Genomic DNA, 16350 nt, shown 5'->3' on the forward strand with positions numbered 1-16350 from the left:
GCCTCGACGACTCAGGCGTCGCCGCGGCCGCGTGCTGCACGCCGGGTCGCGGCCACCAGCAGCACGAAGCCGACCACGCCCGGCACCGCGATGAGCACAGCGGTGCCGGCGTCGGCGTACTGACCCGTGGCAGCGCCGAGGGCGACCGCCAGGATCAGAAGCTGCGCGACGATGCCGCCCGAACGGCCCCACGACACCCGGCGCCAGACCGACACGGCGAATGCTGCGAGGGCCACGGCACCGATGGCGGTCAACACGATGAGGGCGACGGAGCTGGGAACGTCGATGGTGTCGCCGCCGACCAGCGCGACGATCTCCCAGCCGACGACCGCGAGCAACGCGATGGCTTCTGCGGCGAGCACGGCTCCCGCGAGACGTTCGACAGCAGTGGGGGCCATGGCATCCGACCTTCGATCAGAGCCGCGCGATACCGGTATTCACGGCCCGGCGGCGAGCAAATCCGCAGTTCACCCTTGATTCATCTGTCCGGGCTATGGGACGATAGATCAAGCCGTGTGCTCCCACAGCGAAGTGGGGCGAGCATCCGCTCGCACACTTAACCAGGGTACCGGACTACCCGAGTCCGGCCCGACAGAATCACCACCCCAAGGAGCACCACATGGATTGGCGCGACAAGTCTGCCTGCCTGACCGTCGACCCCGAACTCTTCTTCCCCGTGGGCAACACGGGCCCCGCCGTCGACCAGATCGAGAAGGCGAAGGCCGTCTGCGCCCGCTGCACCGTGACGGAGATCTGCCTGCAGTACGCCCTCGAGACCGGCCAGGACTCGGGCGTCTGGGGCGGCCTGTCCGAGGACGAGCGTCGCGCACTGAAGCGCCGCGCTGCACGCGCTCGCCGCGCGTCCTGACCCGCTCCCCGACCCCGCTGCCGACACGTCGGCGCGGGGTCCGCGCGTTGACGGGGACCCCGCGACGCGCTCAGCCCGCGTCGCGCTCGATGTAGCGCAGCGGGATCTCGATGGTCACCTCGGTTCCGCTGCCGACGAGCGTGTGCCAGTCGATCGTGCCGCTGAGCTCGCCCTGGATCAGAGTGCGGACGATCTGCGTGCCGAGGCCGCGCCCGACCTGCCCCTCCGGCAAGCCGCTGCCGGAATCGCGCACCTTCACCTCGAGGCGCTCCGCGGAACGCTCCGCGACGATCTCGACATCGCCCTCCGTGCCCGCCAGCCCGTGCTCGACGGCATTCGTGACGAGTTCGGTGAGCGCGAGCGCGAGCGGCGTCGCGTACTCGCTCGGCAGGGTGCCGAAGCGCCCCGACGACCGCGTGCGAGCGCGGGTGTTCGGCGCGGCCGCCACCTCGGCGACGAGCTTGAGGACGCGCGCGAACACCTCGTCGAAGTCGACGTTCTGTGCCAGCCCCTCCGACAGGGTGTCGTGCACCACCGCGATCGCCGACACCCGGCGCATCGCCTGGGTGAGAGCGTCACGCGCCTCCTCGGAGTGCGTCCGGCGGGCCTGGATACGCAGCAGCGAGGCGACGGTCTGCAGGTTGTTCTTCACGCGATGGTGGATCTCACGGATCGTCGCGTCCTTCGTGATGAGCTCCTGCTCCTGGTGCCGGATCTCACTCACGTCGCGGCATAGGACGATCGCGCCGATGCGGGTGCCGTGGTCGCGCAGCGGGATGGTGCGCAGCGACACCGTGACGCCGCGGGCCTCGATGTCGGCGCGCCAGGGTGCACGGCCGGCCATCACGATCGGCAGCGACTCGTCGAACTCGCGCTTGCTGGGAAGGATCGCCGTTGCCACCTCGATCAGAGGCTCGCCCTCGAGCTCGTCCTCGAAGCCCAACCGGTTGAAGGCCGAGAGAGCGTTCGGGCTGGCGAAGGTGGTCATGCCGTCGACATCGAGCCGGATGAGCCCGTCGGATGCGCGCGGAGCGCCGCGACGCGGAGCCGTCGGGGCGTTCAGATCGGGGAAGTCGGACGAGGCGACCATCCCGAACAGGTCGTCGGCGCAGTCGTTGAACGTGATCTGCTGACGCGAGGGAGTCCGTGCCTCGCCGAGGTTCGTGTGTCGTGTGAGGACACCGACCACGTGCGCGGCGCGCCCCTCGGTCGCCCGTTCCCGGACGATCGGCACCGCGCGCACGCGGGTGGGCGTCTCCTCGAACCAGTCGGGCGAGGCCGAGTCGACGATGCGCGCCTGGGTGAAGGCATCCTTCACCTGCGTGCGCCACTGCGGGCGCACCCGATCGCCGACGATGTCGCGATAGAAGAGGGTCGCGGCTCCCCCGGGCCGGGTGTGCGCGACGGCGATGAACGAGTCGTCCGCGGTAGGCACCCAGATGACGATGTCGGCGAAGGCGAGATCGGCCAGCAGCTGACCGTCACCGGCGAGGCGGTGGAGCCACTCGACGTCGGCGTCGGTGGACAGTCCTTGAGCATGGACGAGATCGCTGAGGGTCGACACCATCCCAGACTAGGGGGCCGATCCCGCCGACGCGGCGTGCGCCGTCACACGATGGCGGCGCGACGCCGCGACCGCGCGCATCGGGGGCGAGATCGCTTCGCCGACGAGTCGGCGGACGGCTGCCGGGATGGGGCCCCGACCGTTTCCTTCGCCGACGGGCCGGGCCCCCAACAGAGCCGCATCGGTGGCGCGCGGGTCCCACGGGACGAACCAGCATCGCTCGATCCCGGCGTACCGCTCGAAGCTGCGGCGGATCTGGCCTCGTGGATCGATCCCGAGCGGGCCGCCCCGGAGCTTGTTGACGACGACGTGGACGGGCACGGCCCCGACGGTCGCGCGCAGCTCGGGGTAAGCCCGCAGGAACCGCGAGAGCCCCACGGGGTCGGCGGCAGCGACCGCGACGACCAGGTCGGCCGACTCGAGCGCGGCGAGGGTCGCGGCATTGCGCCGGGGCCCGTCGAGATCGCTGACGATCGCCTCATCCCGTTCGAGCGATGCCGAGACGTCGACGACGACATCGTCGACCCAGTCACGACAGGTCTCGAGGACGCGCGTGACACGCTCGAACCCGAGTTCCGGCCAGCGCGCCGGCCGGTTGATGCCGACGAGGACATCGACGGCGCCCGCAGGCTCCGCGATGCGAGCCAGTTCCGCCGGTGTCAGTTCGCCGCGCGACGCACGTCGGCACGCGCCGGCCAGGCCCGGCCCCTCGTCGGGAACGCCCAGCGCGACGGCGACGGCGGGCGCGTGTGCGTCCGCGTCCGCGAGCGCGACGCTGCGCCCATCGCGCGCCGTCTCGCGAGCGATCTCGATCGACATCGTCGTGCGACCGGGCGCGCCCGAGGCGCCCCACACGACGATCACCCTCCCGCGCGACCGAACGGGCGGGGTCGATGCGGGAACGGCGGTGACGGCGTCCAAGGCATCAGTGGTCGAATCGACGACCGCGACCCCGAGGATCTCGGCCGCTCGATGCTCGGCCGCGCCCCGGCTCCACGCGACGATCCTGGTCGCGGTGCGGTCGCACAACTCGACGACGTCGCGCGTGAGCCACGAACGGGATGCTGCGAGAAGGAGCACGTCCGCGCCTGCGATCACGGCAGCGGTACCGGATAGCTCGCGCGCCTGTGGAGCGGACCATGCGAAGGTCGCGTCGTGCGCTGCCGCGGCCACATCCTCGGGCGCGAGCGCGGTTACCTCGGTGAAACCTCCGGCGCGCAGTCGCTCGGTGAACGGCGCGGCATCGGGAATCGCCACGATGATACGCATCAGCGCGTCCCGCCCGCGGCCGGGATCACCGACACCGCGTCACCGGCCGCGACAGCGGCGAGCGCGGCCGAGACGTCCGTGCGCGCCACCACCAGCTCGACAGCGGCGGATCGTTGCTGTGCCATGAGCCCGTCGCCGGCCTGCACGGCGCGCACCGTGGCTTCTCGGACGAGGATGCGCGGCTCGCCGAAGACCCCTCGCTCGCGCTGCGGCGCACTCCACACCTCGACGCGGGTTCCCGGCGACACGGAGCCGGGCACGGCACCGGCTGTCTGCACGACGACGGTCGTCACCTCGACGTTGTCCGGTGATGCGACTGCGGCGCGCGGCACGAACTCGCCGGCGGGGATCGTCCGCGTCGCGACACCGCCCGGCTCGAGCGCACCCGGTGCGGCATAGATGTCGTCAGCCGATCCGAGCGCCACCTCCACGACGCGCAGATCGGCAGCCTCGACGGTCTCACCGACGACGATGGTCCGCGCCGCGGTCAGGACCGCCGACGTCTGCCGCGCCGCTGACACCGCGGCCCAGACCCCCGCGACGGAGATCGACACGAGGACGACGCCGATGATGACGCGTGCGTCGGCGCGACGGATGCGGTTACGGAACGAGGTTCGTGCGACCATGCCACCATCGTGGGCGAGGCGGTGCCACGGCCGTGCTGGTTGTCCACAGGGCTGTCAAGAGCCGAGCGGGCGAACATTCGCCCGCGGATAATGGGACCATGCCCGCCACGCCCGACAGCGCGCGCTTCCTGACGCCTTCCCAGGTCGCGGAGATGCTGCAGATCGAGGTCGACGAAGTGGTCGCGCTCGCCGTCGAGGGGCGTCTCGTCGGAGCGAAGGTCGGAACACCGCCCCGCTGGCGGATCGAGTCGTCCAGCGTCGAGGATTACCTCGACGCGCAAGTCGAGGACGCCCGCCGCGCCGCCCTGTGGCAGCAGTCGCAGGTCGCCAGCTTCCCCGAGCTGTGGGGGCGGCGGAACCGCAGCGACTGACTTCTCAGCCGTGGCCGCTCTGCAGGTGCAGGACCCGCAGAGCCGAATAGGCGATCATCCGGTGCCCCGTGACAGCGCTCGGTCGCCGCGGCTCAGCTGCGTCGTGCAGCGCGAGATCGAGGTGGTCGGCGCCTGCGCGATCGATCGTCCCCGCCCAGGTCTTTCCGCCCGCGACCACGATGTGCACGGGGACGCGACGGCGCGCCAGGTCACGCAGCACGAACCCGAGCGTCATCCGTTCCGACAGCGCCGAGCCGCGTCCCGCGGGACGCGCGCTGCGGAGCAGATCAGGTTCCGCGAGGACGACCGACGACGCAGCGGCGAAGGGCACGACGGCGGCACCGGGGCCGTCCGCGCGGTCCAGGCCCACCCAGTCGGCTCCCACCCCCGTCAGGCGGCCGCGGATCGGATCACCGGCGGCCACATCGACGGTCACCTCTGCGCCGATCGATTCCTGAAGCCGCTCGCGCAGAGTCAGCCGCGAGAGTCGCAACCGCTCGGCCTCGGTGTCGAGCGCCGCTCGCTCGGCCTCCCACTCGGAGTCGAGCTGGTGTTCGAGATCCTCGAAGAACCGCCGCCATCGCACCCCGTGAGGCTAGCGGTGACGCGGCGCACCCCGAGGGCGCTTTCCACAGGTTGGAGGATTCTCATCCGGCCAGATTCGGCGGTGTGCTGTACTCGTCGGCGTTGACACAGCCGATGGAAGGAGGAGCGTGCGATGACGTCGATGAGCGCGAACCAACCCCGCCGGTACCCCCGCATCGGGTCCTCGCTCGACGTCGCCGAGTACTTCGCAGCGCAGCCGACGTCGACGGCAGATCTGCCCGATCCCGAGCCGCTGATCCGCAACCTGACCCGCGGGGTCCTCGAGGTGCTGGCGGGAGTGCGCGAGGTCGAGCAGCTCGCTCGATGGCTGAGCGAGGATGCTTTCCGCGTTCTCGTCACGCGCGCGAATCTCGCGGCGCGTGCACGCAGTGCCCGACAGGTGACGCCGGCGCGGCCCGTCCACTCGATCGTCTCGGTCCGCACGTGCGAGCCGGCGGACGGCGTCGTCGAGGGCACGGTGGTCGTCACCACTCCGCATCGGACGCGGGCCGTCGCGCTCCGGCTCGAAGGCCTCGACGGGCGGTGGCGCGCGACGTCGCTCGCCCTGCTGTGACGGGCTACTGCTTGTAAGACGAGAGGAAGTTCCCCAGCCGCTCGATCGCCTCGGTCAGCACGCGCGCCTCGGGCAGCGTGACGATGCGCAGGTGATCCGGATCGGGCCAGTTGAAGCCGGTTCCCTGCACCAGCAGCACGTGTTCCGCGACGAGGAAGTCGTAGACGAGCTTGCCGTCGTCATGGATGTCGTAGACCTCGGGGTCGAGGCGCGGGAAGGCGTACAGCGCACCCTCGGGCTTGTGACAGGTCACGCCGGGGATGCTCTCGAGACCCTGCCATGCGGCATCCCGCTGCTCGTGCAACCGCCCCGACGGGGCGATGAGCGCCTCGATCGACTGCACGCCCGACAGCGCCGCCTGCACCGCGAACTGCGCCGGCACGTTCGGGCACAGCCGCGTGGATGCGAGCAGCTGGATGCCCTCGAGGAAGCCCTTCGCGTGCGCCTTCGGCCCGGTGATGACGAGCCAGCCCGACCGGTATCCGGCGACGCGGTACGTCTTGGAGAGGCCGTTGAAGGTCAGGCAGAGGAGATCGGGAGCGAGCGTCGCCAGCGGGATGTGGGTCGCCTCGTCGTAGAGGATCCGGTCGTAGATCTCGTCCGAGAGCAGAAGGAGCGAGTTCTCACGGGCGATCTGCACGATGCCTTCGAGTACCTCGCGGCTGTAGACCGCACCCGTGGGGTTGTTCGGGTTGATGACGACGATCGCCTTCGTCTGCGGGGTCACCTTCGAGCGGATGTCGTCGAGGTCGGGCTCCCAGCCCTGTGTCGCGTCGCACAGGTAGTGCACGGGCTTGCCGCCGCCGAGGCTCGTCATGGCGGTCCACAGCGGATAGTCGGGCGCTGGGATCAGCACCTCGTCGCCCTCGTCGAGGAGAGCCTGCATCGTCATCGTGATGAGCTCGGAGACACCGTTCCCGAGGTAGACATCGTCGGGATCGACGTGCGGGAACCCGGGAACCTCCTCGTACCGCGAGACGACGGCGCGCCGCGCGGAGAGGATGCCGCGGCTGTCGCTGTAGCCGTGCGCGTTGGGCACCGACTCGATCATGTCGCGGACGATCTGGAAGGGGGCCTCGAACCCGAAGATGGCGGGGTTACCGGTGTTGAGCTTGAGCACCCTGTGGCCGTCGGCCTCCAGTCGGTCGGCCTCGGCCAGGGCGCTGCCGCGAATCTCGTACAGGACGTCCTTGAGCTTCGATGACTGATCGAGGATTCGGCGGTTCATCCGATCAGGATATCCGGGGCTCGAGCGGGCCGATCGACGATGCGTGGCCCGCTCGCCGGATCACTTCTTCTTGCCTGCGGCGCGTCGTGCGGCGCGGTTGCCCGCGTCGCCGGCGTCCTCGGCCGTGCCTGTCTTCTGGCCGAACGCGCCGCGCGGTGCGTCGGCGGGCGCCTCCTGCTCCGCGGCGTGCTGACGGGCCTTCGCCGTGGCGCTCTTCTGCACCTGACCGCGGTCGTTGCGTACCTCGACCTCGCCCGATCCGGTGTCGCTCGGGGCGGAGTATTCGAGCTTCTGCGTCTCGACGGGCGTCGGGGTGAGCCCCTTGGCGTCGACCTCGCCGCTCTCGGCGGAGCGCACCTCGACCTCGAGGTTGTAGAGGAAGCCGACCGACTCCTCCTTGATCTGGCTCATCATCGACTGGAACATCTCGTAGCCTTCGCGCTGATACTCGATGAGCGGGTCGCGCTGAGCCATGGCCCGCAGGCCGATCCCGTCCTTGAGGTAGTCCATCTCGTAGAGGTGGTCGCGCCAGCGGCGGTCGAGCACCTGCAGCACGACGCGCCGCTCGAGCTCACGCATAGCGGGTTCGCCGAGCGCCTCCTCGCGGTTCTGGTAGGCGATCTTCGCGTCGGAGAGCAGCTCGCGCTTGAGCACCTCGGCGGTGATCCGCCCCTTGTTCCCCGCTTCCGCGACGACCTCGTCGATCGTGACACCCACGGGGTAGAGCGTCTTCAGCTCGGTCCACAAAGCGTCGAAGTCCCAGCTCTCGGTGTGGCCCGACGACGTGTGGTCGTCGATGACGGCACTGATGGCGTCTTCGATGAAGTGCTGCACGCGCTCCGACAGGTCGTCGCCGTGGAGCACCTGGCGGCGGTCGGCGTAGATCGCCTCACGCTGACGGTTGAGCACGTCGTCGTACTTGAGGACGTTCTTGCGGATCTCGGCGTTGCGCGCCTCGACCTGCGCCTGCGCGCTCTTGATCGCCCGCGAGACCATCGACGACTCGATCGCGACGTCCTCGGGGAAGTTCGTCCGCGCGAGGATCGCCTCGGCCGCGCCCGACTGGAACAGACGCATCAGGTCGTCCGTCAGCGACAGGTAGAACCGGCTCTCACCGGGGTCGCCCTGACGGCCCGAACGACCGCGCAGCTGGTTGTCGATGCGGCGCGACTCGTGACGCTCCGTGCCGAGGACGTACAGACCACCGGCTGCGACGACCTTCTCGGCCTCTTCGGCGACGGTCTCGCGGACCGACGCGAAGACCTCGTCCCACGCGGCCTCGTACTCCTCCGGGGTCTCGAGGGGGTCGAGCCCGCGCGACTTCATCTCCTGGACGGCGAGGAACTCCGCGTTGCCGCCCAGCATGACGTCGGTACCGCGACCGGCCATGTTGGTCGCGACCGTGACGGCGCCCAGGCGGCCGGCGCGGGCGACGACCTCGGCCTCACGGGCGTGGTTCTTGGCGTTGAGGACCTCGTGCTTGACGCCCTTCTTCGCGAGCAGGCGCGAGAGGTACTCGCTCTTCTCGACGCTCGTCGTGCCCACGAGCACCGGCTGACCCGTCGCGTGACGCTCGACGATGTCCTCGACTACCTGCGCGAACTTCGCGGTCTCGTTCTTATAGACGAGATCGGGCTGGTCCTTGCGGATCATCGGCTTGTTCGTCGGGATCGGGACGACGCCGAGCTTGTAGGTCGACATGAACTCGGCCGCCTCGGTCTCGGCGGTACCGGTCATGCCCGAGAGCTTGTCGTAGAGGCGGAAGTAGTTCTGCAGCGTGACGGTGGCCAGCGTCTGGTTCTCGGCCTTGACCGGAACGCCTTCCTTCGCCTCGATGGCCTGGTGGATGCCCTCGTTGTAGCGGCGGCCGACGAGGATACGACCCGTGTGCTCGTCGACGATCATGACCTCGCCGTTCATCACGACGTAATCGGTGTCGCGCTTGAACAGGGCACGCGCCTTGATCGAGTTGTTCAGGAACGAGATGAGCGGGGTGTTCGCCGACTCGTAGAGGTTGTCGATGCCGAGGTAGTCCTCGACCTTCTCGATACCGGGCTCGAGCACTCCGACGGTGCGCTTCTTCTCGTCGACCTCGTAGTCGACACCCGGTTCGAGGGTGAGGGCGACGCGCGCGAACTCCACGAACCAGCGGTTCGCCTCCCCCGACGACGGCCCCGAGATGATGAGCGGGGTCCGGGCCTCGTCGATGAGGATGGAGTCGACCTCGTCGACGACCGCGAAGAAGTGGCCGCGCTGCACGAGGTCTTCGCGGCGCCACGCCATGTTGTCGCGCAGGTAGTCGAACCCGAACTCATTGTTGGTGCCGTACGTGATGTCGGCCGCGTACTGCTCACGTCGGACCTCGGGGGTCTGACCCGAGACGATCGTCCCCGTCGTCATGCCGAGCGCGCGATAGACGCGACCCATGAGCTCGGACTGGTACGAGGCGAGGAAGTCGTTGACGGTGATGACGTGGACGCCCTTGCCCGCGATGGCGTTCAGGTAGGCCGCGAAGGTGGCCGTCAGCGTCTTGCCCTCACCGGTCTTCATCTCGGCGATGTTCCCGAGGTGGAGGGCCGCACCGCCCATGACCTGCACGTCGTAGGGGCGCTGACCCAGCGTGCGCTTGGCGGCCTCGCGGACCGCGGCGAACGCCTCCGGCATCAGCCGGTCGAGCGTCTCGCCGGCCTCGTGACGCGTGCGGAGCTCGGCGGTCTCGTTCCGCAGCTCGTCGTCGGTGAGGCGGGCGTAGTCCTCTTCGAGCGCGCCCACGGCCTTGACGATCTGCTGCAGGCGGCGCAGCACACGGCCCTCACCGGCGCGGAGCAGTTTCTCGAGAGGGTTGGCCACAGCGGATCTCCATCTGTCGGGTGCGCCGACGCCACGTCGGCCGCGCCCGCGCGTACGCACGGGCATATGGAGCCATGTTATCGGCCCGTGACCTTGGCGTCGCCTGCGAGAGACGACGACATCCCCTCCTCCGCCGACCGCCGAGACCTAGGATCGGAACATGGCTGGATTCTGGGGCAGACGCAAGCGGGAACAGCAGGACGTCGCGGACGCGGACGCGAACCTGGCACGCGAGGCCGACATCGCCCTCGTCGGGGCGGACGAGCGCCTGCGCGTCACGAGCGACGAGATGGTCTTCGCCGAGGCCGAGCTCGGCGAGGAGGCCACGGCTCCTCTGCGCGAGGCCATCGCCGCCGTGCGCCACCACCTCGGTGAGGCGTTCCACCTCAAGCAGCTCAACCACGACGAGATCCCCGACACGCCGGAAGAGGTGCGCACGCGCAACGCGCGCATCGTCCAGCTGTGCGAGTGGGCTCAGGATCTGCTCGACGACCGTGTATCGGCCCTGTCGGAGGCGATCGAGCGCGCGCGGCGGGCGCCCGAGATCCTCGCCGGCATCCGCGCCGACGTCGCCACTCTGCGCGAGCGCATCGACCCCGCACGCGCCGTCATCGACCGGGTCTCGAGCCGCTATCACCCCGACGCGCTCAACCGGGTCAGCGGGAACGCGGACGAGGCCGCCGGACTCCTCGAGTTCGCCGAGCACGGGGCGGATGTCGCCGAGCGCCGGCGTGCTGCCGGCGAGCGCGGGCCGGCCAACATCGCGCTGGAGACGGCGACCGAAGCGGTGCGCCGCGCGCGCACGCTGCTCGACGCGGTCGACGACTTCGAGGTCGAAGCGCTGCGAGCGCAGTCGACGCTCGCCGATGTCGTGGCCGACTCGCGTGACGACCTCGTCGCCGCGCGGACGGCACCGCAGACCCCGGCGGTCACCACCGCGATGGCGGAGCTCCAGCAGGCGCTGACCCGCGTCAGCCCCGCCGGTTCGAAGGGCGACCCGTTCGCCGAGCTGTCGATGCTCCGCGAGAAGAACGCCGCGCTGGACGTCGCCGTCGACACCGCCCGCGAGCGGGCGGCCCGCCCGATCCCGCCCGAGAGCCACGTGCGACACGCCATCGACGACGCCGACCGACAGTTGTCCGTCGCGCGCAGCGTCATCGCCGGACACCGCGGCTGGATCGGTGCGGACGCGCGCACGCGACTGGCCGAGGCCGAGAGCCTGCGACTCGGGCTCGCCCCGGTCGGTCCGATCTCCGAGGACGATCGCGAGAAGGCGCTGGCCGACGCGCGGCGCTGCGCCGCTCTCGCCGGCGAAGCCCTGCAGCTCGCCCAGCGCGACATCGACGGCTCGCGCCCGAACGACGGCTGGGGCGGCCCCGGAGGATACGGCGGCGGCTGGGGCGGTCGCGGCAGCGGCGGCAACATGGTCGGCGGCATCCTGGGCGGTCTCGTGATCGGCAGCATGCTCGACGGCATGTTCGACTGACGGCCCGGTTTCGACCGGCACACGACGGGGGCGGATGCCGTGATGGCACCCGCCCCCGTCGTCGTCCTCAGGTCAGGACGCCAGCTCGGCCTCCGGCGGGGCGGCTGCGGTCAGCGAGATGACACCGTAGTCCCAGCCCTTGCGGCGATACACGACGCTCGGGTGGTCGGTGCGCGCGTTGATGAACAGGAAGAAGTCGTGGCCCACGAGCTCCATCCGGTCGACGGCTTCCTCGACGGTCATCCATTCAGCACCGAACTCCTTCGTGCGGATGACGACGGGCGTGTAGTCCTCTTCCTCCGCCGAGTCGCCGATGACGGGCACCTCGCCCGTCGCCACGGCGCGCAGGACGTCGACCGACGCCGGTTCGACGTCGATGCCTTCCAGGGCTCCGGTTCCCTTGTCGAGCTTGGCCCCGCGGGGGTGGTTCCGCGCGTCGACCCGCTTGTCCTTGGCGCGACGCACCTGCTCTACGAGCTTGTCGACCGCGAGGTCGAGGGCGACGAACTTGTCGCCGTCCGTGGCCTCGGCCCGAACGATCGGTCCCTTTCCGGTGAGGGTCAGTTCGACGGTCTCATCATCCATGCGCCCGTTGCGGTAGGCGTGATGCGTGACCTTGATGTCGAGGCGCTGCGCACGGGGTGCGAGCGTCTCGATGCGACTGGACTTCTCTTCAGCCACCGTGCGGAAGCGATCCGTGATCCCGACTCCCACGCCGACGATGCTGGTTTCCATCCTGACCTCCTTGCTCCGGTCCGCCCGGTTCAAGGGCGGACCTTCGTTCGCCTTGGTCTCCCCCACGCTAGTGCGGCGAGCGAGCAATGTCACTCATGAACCGCCAGGAATATCTCCGACCGTCATCCGCAAGGGCGTGTCCGCGAGCACGACGGCGCCGACGACGCGTGAGCCGGCCTCGCGGAGCGCACGCTGCGCCTCGCGCAGCGTCGCCCCGGTGGTCATGACGTCGTCGACGATGACAGCGGCCGTCGTCCCGGGCCGTGCCACGAACGAGCCCGCGACATTCCGCTGCCGCTCGGCGCGGTCGAGGCGGCGCTGATCGAGGACGCGGCCGCGCACGCGGAGCCGACGTGCCGTGCGGACGTCGCCGTGCCGTGCGATCATCTCGGGCACGGCGTACCCCCGTCGTCGCAGGGCCGCCCGAGACGGCGGAACGGGAACGAGCACGGCGTCCTCCCACCCCGCATCGCGGACGAGGCCTGCCACCAGACGGCCGAGGGGGCGGCACAATCCGGTGCGGCCGTCTTCCTTGAGCGCTCGGATGATGCGTGCCGCAGCGCCCTCGTACCGCGCGAGGCTCCGGACGTCGAGACCGTCGGCATCGCGCCGGCGCGGTCGCGGGAGCTCCGCGACGCACGTCGCGCAGAGCGCGCGTCCCGGTGCGTCGCATCCGGCGCACCAGACGGGCATCAGGAGGTCGAGCGCGTCCGCGAGGTGTTCTCGCCAGGACTCGGAACGGGAGGCGATCGGCTGCACGCTTCCATGCTGTCGAGGCGCTCGCGTCGCCCCTGGCACCGAACCTCCCCGTTGTGGAAGAGAGCGCCGACACGGTCGGTGGGGAGGAGTCAGCGCGGCGAACCCTGTTGGCTGGCGAGCACCCGGATGCCGCCCGCGACCGTCGGCCAGGCCTGGCCCTTCTGCGCGTAGAGCACGCCCTCGCCGTCGAGCAGCCGCACGGCGCGCAACTGATTCGTCGCTGCGATGGCGACCGGCCCCGCCGGCGCCGTGATCCGCTCGCCGAACCCGCCCACCGACTGCGAGATGACGACATCGGCGTCGCCGTCCTCGGCGAGGACCGCGATGGTCGAACCGTCGACCCAGCTCGCGTCGATGCCCGTACCCGGCAGCTGGGTCACGGTCTCACGATCGCCGAGCCCGACGGGCGAGCCGTCGTCGTCGCGGAGGATGCCGGCGATCCACAGCGCCGGGCGCGAGCCGTCGCGAACCAGGGCGGCGATGCGCGTTCCGTCCCGTGACACCTCGATGCTCGAGATCTGCGATGCGCCCGGCCAGGCGTTCGCGATGGAGACGACCGTTCCGTCCGCCCCGGTCGCCGTCAGTCCCGACGGCGCACTGGCGGGAACGCTCCAGATGAATCCCTGCGGATCGATCGTGGGGTCGATCAGGCCCGCCCGCTCGTCGACGATCTCGAAGGTGGCGTCATCGCGCGCGCGCACGACGGCACCGGCGGCCGTGCGCACAGCGGCCGCACTCCGGTCGGTCCCCACCTGGATCGACTCGGGGTCGAGCTCGGGGATGACGGTCGACAGCCCGGGCAGCGGCTCGATCTCGGAGCCGGAGAGGAACCCGAAAGCGTCTTCGGTGAGCACGGCGGGTCGGACGTCGACGCGGATAGGACGGACGTCCACCGCCTGCGCAGCGACGGGCTCACCGTCGACCGACATCTGGGCGCCGCGGATGCCGGCGGACTGGAGGCTCGCGTCGAGCTGCGCCTGCATCCGGTTGCGGGTCTCGGGCACGATCGCGAGCGCAGACTGCGACAGCGGCACCTGTGCAACGCCCCCCTCGAGCGGAACCGCGCGGGTCGCGAGCTCGAGGCTCTCGGGGAACGCCGAGTACACCGCGCCGGACAGCCACGGGCTCGGGTCGCCGTCGATGAGGGCCTCGGTGATGTGGGTGGCCGCGTTGGTCGCCGGAAACCAGCGACGATCGGGCACGAGATACGTCCACGAGCGATCGAAGTACATCACGGAGTATTCGCGGAAGACCGCTTGGAACCGGGCACGGTCGAGCACGACGCCGTCGGGGGCGTCCGAGATGCGCCACTCGCCGTCCACCTCGACGAGAGCGAAGTCGAGCGGCATGGATCCGCCGTCGGTCACCGACAGTGCGCCGGACGCGTCGACCGCGGCCTCAGGGGTGATGGAGACCGTGACGGTCCCGTCGCCGGCGACGGTGTACACCCGTTCGCCGGGAAGGTCGATCGTGGCGCGCGCGGTCGGCTGCCACGACGATCGGAAGTCCGGTGCGAGGAACTGCCGGGCGGTCCCCCAGTCGTCCCGAGGCCCCGACCCGGCCGCGAGGAAGCCCGCGACGATCTGCTGCGGCGTTGCTCCCGGGGGCGGATCGTCGGGCAGGAACGAGAAGTCGACCGAGCCGGCTTCCTGATCGATCGGGGCGCCCGCGACGACCGGACCGGAGGTCGGCAGCCCCGTGCAGCCCGCGAGCAGCAGCACGAACAGCATCCCCAGGACGGCGGCGACCGGGCGCAGACGCATCACGACGAGCCTTTCGCGGAACGAGGAAGGGAGATCGGCTGGGTCAGGCCCAGGTCGTCGAAGGGTACGCCATCCTCACCGGGATCGACCGGGAGCGGGGAGTGCCCGTCGAGCGGCTCGCTGCGTCGAGGGATGGTGAGGACGAAATTCGTTCCGCGCCCGAGCTCGGACCACACCGCCAGGGTGCCGCCGTGGAGCCGCGCGTCGCCGAGGGCGATCGAGAGCCCCAGGCCGGTGCCCCCGATGGTGCGCTTGCGTGACGGATCGGCGCGCCAGAAACGGTCGAAGACGCGCTCGGCGTCGGCCGGGCGCATCCCGAGGCCGTAGTCGCGCACGCCGATCGCGACCGCTCGGGCATCGCTGTCGACGCTGACGACGATCGGTCGGCCTTCGCCGTGCTCGATCGCGTTGCCCAGCAGGTTGCGGACGATCCTGCGCACGCGTCGCGGGTCCATCTCCACGGGCGAGTAGCCCCCGGGTGCCACGAGGCGCACGTCGCTGCCGTGCTGCTCCGCGAGCTGCTCCATCGATGCGATGACATCCTCCGCGAGCTGCGTCATGCTCGTCGGCTCGCTCTCGAGCTGCACCGAGCCCGCGTCGTAACGGCTGATCTCGAGCAGATCGGTCAGCAGCACCTCGAACCGGTGCACCTGGTCGTGCAGCAGCTCCGCGGCGCGCGCCGCCACCGGATCGAACTCCTCGCGCCGATCGTTCAGCATGTCGGAGGCCAGCCGGATCGTCGTCAGCGGCGTGCGCAACTCGTGCGAGACATCCGATACGAAGCGCTGCTGAACCTGCGAGAGCTCCGCCAGCTCCTTGATCTGGGACTCGATGCTGTCGGCCATCGCGTTGAAGGACCGTCCGAGGGTCGCGAACTCGTCCTCGCCGCGCACCTGCAGCCGCACCGCGAGGTCTCCCGCCGCCAGTCGCGAGCTGCTCTCGGCGGCCTGGGCGATCGGCTCGGTGACCGAGCGCAGCACGATCCACGAGATCGCGCCGATGAGGACGACCAGCCCCACGCCGACGATCCACAGCGTGATCTGGACGAAGCCGAGCGTCTGGGCCTCGCTGGCGAGGTCGTACCCGAGATACAGCTCGTAGGCGCCTACCTCCGGCAGCACGATCTGCTGCCCGACGACGATGCCGGGCACCTGCCCGCCGCCGGAGACGGCGAAGCCGACGGGCTGCCACCACTGCAGCTCGTCGTCGCTCTGCACCTGTGCGCGAAGCGCGTCGCTGATGCGGTCGGCCGGGAGACCCGCCGAGTCGAAGTCCTGCGGCGCGATGGCGGACGGTTCCGAGGAGATCCGGAAGGCGGCGATGCGATCGGTCGAGGACTGCCGCTGGATGGACGTGCGCACGCTCTCCATCAGGTTGTCGACCGCGACGACATCGCCCCCGACCTCGGCGGCATCCAGGGTCGCCTGCGCCGACTGGGTCGCGCGCTGAGCCTCTCCGAGGAGTTGCGAGGTGCGCGACTCGAAGAGGTCGTTCTGAATCGCCAGCGACATCCACACCAGCGCCACGGTGATCGTCAGCGCCGTGGCACCCAGCGTGATCGCGACGGTGCGGAACCGCAGCGATCGTCGCCAGGTCCGGGCGAGCCGCCGCCCCCAGGACCGCCAGCCGTGCGTCGCGACCGTCGCCGTCGTGACGGTGCGGATGGGCATCG

15 protein-coding genes are annotated in these 16350 nt (G+C 70.3%); 4 read left to right on the plus strand and 11 right to left on the minus strand.

Annotated features, from left to right (window positions below; all coding sequences use genetic code 11):
* Positions 1–11: 11 nt before the first annotated feature.
* Positions 12–398, minus strand: coding sequence for a histidine kinase (locus ACI2K6_RS12705; protein ID WP_282501343.1), 387 nt, complete (start codon positions 396–398; stop codon positions 12–14).
* A 221-nt stretch (positions 399–619) separates the two neighbouring features.
* On the opposite strand from ACI2K6_RS12705, the gene ACI2K6_RS12710 reads away from it, so the two are divergent.
* Positions 620–868, plus strand: a complete 249-nt coding sequence (locus ACI2K6_RS12710; RefSeq protein WP_023955350.1) for a WhiB family transcriptional regulator — start codon at positions 620–622, stop codon at positions 866–868.
* A 70-nt stretch (positions 869–938) separates the two neighbouring features.
* Here ACI2K6_RS12710 and ACI2K6_RS12715 read toward each other — a convergent pair whose 3' ends face one another.
* Genes ACI2K6_RS12715 through ACI2K6_RS12725 form a run of 3 tightly spaced genes read right to left on the minus strand, consistent with a single transcriptional unit; the run spans position 939 to position 4327 of the window.
* Positions 939–2432 carry a sensor histidine kinase gene (locus tag ACI2K6_RS12715; protein ID WP_112617585.1) on the minus strand — a complete coding sequence of 498 codons (1494 nt, stop codon included), beginning with the start codon at positions 2430–2432 and terminating at the stop codon, positions 939–941.
* Between the two features lie 9 nt (positions 2433–2441).
* Positions 2442–3701, minus strand: coding sequence for a CpaE family protein (locus ACI2K6_RS12720; RefSeq protein WP_404568758.1), 1260 nt, complete (start codon positions 3699–3701; stop codon positions 2442–2444).
* Positions 3701–4327, minus strand: coding sequence for an SAF domain-containing protein (locus tag ACI2K6_RS12725; RefSeq protein WP_354450069.1), 627 nt, complete (start codon positions 4325–4327; stop codon positions 3701–3703). The genes ACI2K6_RS12720 and ACI2K6_RS12725 overlap by 1 nt, the downstream gene beginning before the upstream one ends.
* A 98-nt stretch (positions 4328–4425) precedes the next feature.
* Here ACI2K6_RS12725 and ACI2K6_RS12730 point away from each other — a divergent pair, with 98 nt between their 5' ends.
* Entirely contained in the window at positions 4426–4698 is a 273-nt protein-coding gene (locus tag ACI2K6_RS12730) for a helix-turn-helix domain-containing protein (protein ID WP_112617334.1), read from the plus strand.
* Positions 4699–4702: 4 nt separating this feature from the next.
* Here ACI2K6_RS12730 and ACI2K6_RS12735 read toward each other — a convergent pair whose 3' ends face one another.
* Positions 4703–5284, minus strand: a complete 582-nt coding sequence (locus ACI2K6_RS12735; protein WP_274178854.1) for a hypothetical protein — start codon at positions 5282–5284, stop codon at positions 4703–4705.
* Positions 5285–5425: 141 nt separating this feature from the next.
* Between ACI2K6_RS12735 and ACI2K6_RS12740 the strand changes: the two genes are divergently transcribed.
* On the plus strand, positions 5426–5857 hold the full coding sequence (locus tag ACI2K6_RS12740) for an Rv3235 family protein (RefSeq protein WP_274179036.1): 432 nt from the start codon (positions 5426–5428) through the stop codon (positions 5855–5857).
* Between the two features lie 4 nt (positions 5858–5861).
* Here ACI2K6_RS12740 and ACI2K6_RS12745 read toward each other — a convergent pair whose 3' ends face one another.
* Together ACI2K6_RS12745 and secA are read right to left on the minus strand one after the other, a co-directional pair.
* Positions 5862–7085, minus strand: a complete 1224-nt coding sequence (locus ACI2K6_RS12745; protein ID WP_269267808.1) for a pyridoxal phosphate-dependent aminotransferase — start codon at positions 7083–7085, stop codon at positions 5862–5864.
* Positions 7086–7145: 60 nt separating this feature from the next.
* Positions 7146–9935, minus strand: a complete 2790-nt coding sequence (gene secA, locus ACI2K6_RS12750) for a preprotein translocase subunit SecA (protein ID WP_274178856.1) — start codon at positions 9933–9935, stop codon at positions 7146–7148.
* Positions 9936–10095: 160 nt separating this feature from the next.
* On the opposite strand from secA, the gene ACI2K6_RS12755 reads away from it, so the two are divergent.
* On the plus strand, positions 10096–11421 hold the full coding sequence (locus tag ACI2K6_RS12755; protein WP_282501346.1) for a hypothetical protein: 1326 nt from the start codon (positions 10096–10098) through the stop codon (positions 11419–11421).
* Positions 11422–11493: 72 nt separating this feature from the next.
* Here the strand turns inward: ACI2K6_RS12755 and hpf are convergent, their stop codons facing one another.
* From hpf to mtrB, 4 genes are all read right to left on the minus strand, one after another.
* Complete coding sequence (hpf, locus tag ACI2K6_RS12760) at positions 11494–12156, minus strand: ribosome hibernation-promoting factor, HPF/YfiA family (RefSeq protein WP_112617340.1); 663 nt, start codon at positions 12154–12156, stop codon at positions 11494–11496.
* Between the two features lie 93 nt (positions 12157–12249).
* Positions 12250–12915 carry a ComF family protein gene (locus ACI2K6_RS12765; RefSeq protein WP_282501347.1) on the minus strand — a complete coding sequence of 222 codons (666 nt, stop codon included), beginning with the start codon at positions 12913–12915 and terminating at the stop codon, positions 12250–12252.
* Between the two features lie 89 nt (positions 12916–13004).
* Positions 13005–14678 carry an LpqB family beta-propeller domain-containing protein gene (locus ACI2K6_RS12770; protein WP_114588516.1) on the minus strand — a complete coding sequence of 558 codons (1674 nt, stop codon included), beginning with the start codon at positions 14676–14678 and terminating at the stop codon, positions 13005–13007.
* Positions 14678–16348, minus strand: coding sequence for an MtrAB system histidine kinase MtrB (gene mtrB, locus ACI2K6_RS12775; protein WP_274178859.1), 1671 nt, complete (start codon positions 16346–16348; stop codon positions 14678–14680). Before mtrB ends, ACI2K6_RS12770 begins: the two co-directional genes overlap by 1 nt.
* Positions 16349–16350: the final 2 nt, after the last annotated feature.

The sequence above is a fragment of the Microbacterium sp. NPDC006705 genome (assembly GCF_044903545.1).
In the GTDB taxonomy this organism is placed as follows: domain Bacteria; phylum Actinomycetota; class Actinomycetes; order Actinomycetales; family Microbacteriaceae; genus Microbacterium; species Microbacterium plantarum.